Annotated in this window: 2 rRNA genes; both read left to right on the forward strand. The window is 56.0% G+C overall.

The features are described from left to right. Positions 1 to 51 precede the first annotated feature (51 nt). Positions 52 to 3,184 (forward strand): 23S ribosomal RNA (locus P3H15_RS53265). A 154-nt stretch (positions 3,185 to 3,338) separates the two neighbouring features. Next, positions 3,339 to 3,455, forward strand: a 5S ribosomal RNA gene (gene rrf, locus P3H15_RS53270). The last annotated feature ends 15 nt before the right edge of the window (positions 3,456 to 3,470 follow it).

Below are 3,470 nucleotides of genomic sequence, written 5' to 3' on the forward strand. Positions count from 1 at the left end.
TGGTTGGTTGTGTGTTGTTTGAGAACTGCACAGTGGACGCGAGCATCTTTGTTGTAAGTAATGAAGAGCGTACGGTGGATGCCTTGGCACCAGGAGCCGATGAAGGACGTAGGAGGCTGCGATAAGCCTCGGGGAGCTGTCAACCGAGCTGAGATCCGAGGATGTCCGAATGGGGAAACCCAGCACGAGTGATGTCGTGTTACCCGCGCCTGAATATATAGGGTGTGTGGAGGGAACGTGGGGAAGTGAAACATCTCAGTACCCACAGGAAGAGAAAACAATAGTGATTCCGTGAGTAGTGGCGAGCGAAAGCGGAAGAGGCTAAACCATGGATGTGTGATAGCCGGCAGGTGTTGCATTCGTGGGGTTGTGGGGTTCATCTTGTCAATGCTGCCGTGTTGGCCGACAGTAAGAAATCGTTGTGTTAGTGGAAGTGGTCTGGAACGGCCTGTCGTAGAGGGTGAGAATCCCGTACACGAAAACATGACGACTGTCGTGATGGAAACCCAAGTAGCACCGGGCCCGTGAAATCTGGTGTGAATCTGTCGGGACCACCCGATAAGCCTGAATACTCCCTGGTGACCGATAGCGGACTAGTACCGTGAGGGAAAGGTGAAAAGTACCCCGGGAGGGGAGTGAAATAGTACCTGAAACCGTGCGCTTACAATCCGTCAGAGCCTTTGCACACTTCGGTGTGGGGGGTGATGGCGTGCCTTTTGAAGAATGAGCCTGCGAGTTAGTGGCATGTCGCGAGGTTAACCCGTGTGGGGTAGCCGTAGCGAAAGCGAGTCCGAATAGGGCGACCCAGTGGCATGTTCTAGACCCGAAGCGGAGTGATCTACCCATGGCCAGGTTGAAGCGACGGTAAGACGTCGTGGAGGACCGAACCCACTTAGGTTGAAAACTGAGGGGATGAGCTGTGGGTAGGGGTGAAAGGCCAATCAAACTCCGTGATAGCTGGTTCTCCCCGAAATGCATTTAGGTGCAGCGTCGCGTGTTTCTCACCGGAGGTAGAGCTACTGGATGGTCTAGGGGGCCCACAAGCTTACCGAAATCAGCCAAACTCCGAATGCCGGTGAGTGAGAGCGCGGCAGTGAGACTGCGGGCGATAAGGTTCGTAGTCGAGAGGGAAACAGCCCAGATCGCCAGCTAAGGTCCCTAAGCGTGTACTAAGTGGAAAAGGATGTGGGGTCGCGAAGACAACCAGGAGGTTGGCTTAGAAGCAGCCACCCTTGAAAGAGTGCGTAATAGCTCACTGGTCAAGTGATCCTGCGCCGACAATGTAGCGGGGCTCAAGTACACCACCGAAGCTGCGGCACTCACACAATAGTCTCCGGTTCTCCTGCGGGGGGTCCGGCAGGTGTGTGGGTGGGTAGGGGAGCGTCGTGTGGCCGTGGAAGCGGCGGGGTGACCCAGCCGTGGAGGCCACACGAGTGAGAATGCAGGCATGAGTAGCGAAAGACGAGTGAGAAACTCGTCCGCCGAATGACCAAGGGTTCCTGGGCCAGGTTAATCCGCCCAGGGTGAGTCGGGACCTAAGACGAGGCCGACAGGCGTAGCCGATGGACAACGGGTTGATATTCCCGTACCCGTGTGAACGCGCCCCTGGTGAATCAGTGATACTAACCATCCTGAAGCGTCCGGATGTCCCTTCGGGGGCGCCGGGTGTGGATGCATGGGACCTGATCTGGTAGTAGCCAAGCGATGGGGTGACGCAGGAAGGTAGCTGAGCCAGTCAGTGGTAATACTGGTGTAAGCCTGTAGGGCGAATGGTAGGCAAATCCGCCATTCACACAGCCTGAGAGGTGACGCATAGCCGAATGAGGCGAATTCAGTGATCCTATGCTGCCGAGAAAAGCCTCTAGCGAGCTTTCACACGGCCCGTACCCCAAACCGACACAGGTGGTCAGGTAGAGAATACTAAGGCGATCGAGATAACTATGGTTAAGGAACTCGGCAAAATGCCCCCGTAACTTCGGGAGAAGGGGGGCCTCGCCTGGTGATCACTCTTGCAGTGTGAGCTGGGTGGGGCCGCAGAGACCAGTGAGAAGCGACTGTTTACTAAAAACACAGGTCCGTGCGAAGTCGTAAGACGATGTATACGGACTGACGCCTGCCCGGTGCTGGAAGGTTAAGAGGACCGGTTAGCCACTTGTGGCGAAGCTGAGAATTTAAGCCCCAGTAAACGGCGGTGGTAACTATAACCATCCTAAGGTAGCGAAATTCCTTGTCGGGTAAGTTCCGACCTGCACGAATGGCGTAACGACTTCTCAGCTGTCTCAACCATAGACTCGGCGAAATTGCATTACGAGTAAAGATGCTCGTTACGCGCGGCAGGACGAAAAGACCCCGGGACCTTCACTACAGCTTGGTATTGGTGTTCGGTTCGGTTTGTGTAGGATAGGTGGGAGACTGTGAAGCGCTCACGCCAGTGAGTGTGGAGTCGTTGTTGAAATACCACTCTGATCGTATTGGACCTCTAACCTCGGACCATGATCTGGTTCAGGGACAGTGCCTGGTGGGTAGTTTAACTGGGGCGGTTGCCTCCCAAAATGTAACGGAGGCGCCCAAAGGTTCCCTCAGCCTGGTTGGCAATCAGGTGTCGAGTGCAAGTGCACAAGGGAGCTTGACTGTGAGACTGACAGGTCGAGCAGGGACGAAAGTCGGGACTAGTGATCCGGCACCGGCAAGTGGAAGCGGTGTCGCTCAACGGATAAAAGGTACCCCGGGGATAACAGGCTGATCTTCCCCAAGAGTCCATATCGACGGGATGGTTTGGCACCTCGATGTCGGCTCGTCGCATCCTGGGGCTGGAGTAGGTCCCAAGGGTTGGGCTGTTCGCCCATTAAAGCGGCACGCGAGCTGGGTTTAGAACGTCGTGAGACAGTTCGGTCTCTATCCGCCGCGCGCGTTAGAAACTTGAGGAAGGCTGTCCCTAGTACGAGAGGACCGGGACGGACGAACCTCTGGTGTGCCAGTTGTTCCGCCAGGAGCACCGCTGGTTAGCTACGTTCGGAAGGGATAACCGCTGAAAGCATCTAAGCGGGAAGCCTGTTCCAAGATGAGGTTTCTCACCCCCTCGAGGGGGTAAGGCCCCCGGCAGACCACCGGGTTGATAGGCCAGAACTGGAAGCCAGGTAACTGGTGCAGGTGACTGGTACTAATAGGCCGAGGACTTACCACAAAGAAGCTACGCGTCCACTGTGCAGTATCTGAAACAACACACACGATTCACACGTTGTTGGTGGATCGTGTGTGGGCGAAGCCCCCCGACAAAAGGGGTTTCAGCGTTCACTCGATTCATTTCACGCGAAGCGTGTGTGACAGTTTCATAGAGTTACGGCGGCCATAGCGGAGGGGAAACGCCCGGTCCCATTCCGAACCCGGAAGCTAAGCCCTCCAGCGCCGATGGTACTGCACCCGACAGGGTGTGGGAGAGTAGGACACCGCCGAACATCCGTTACCGAAAG

The organism is Rhodococcus sp. T2V (assembly GCF_029269925.1).
Lineage (GTDB): Bacteria > Actinomycetota > Actinomycetes > Mycobacteriales > Mycobacteriaceae > Rhodococcus_F > Rhodococcus_F koreensis.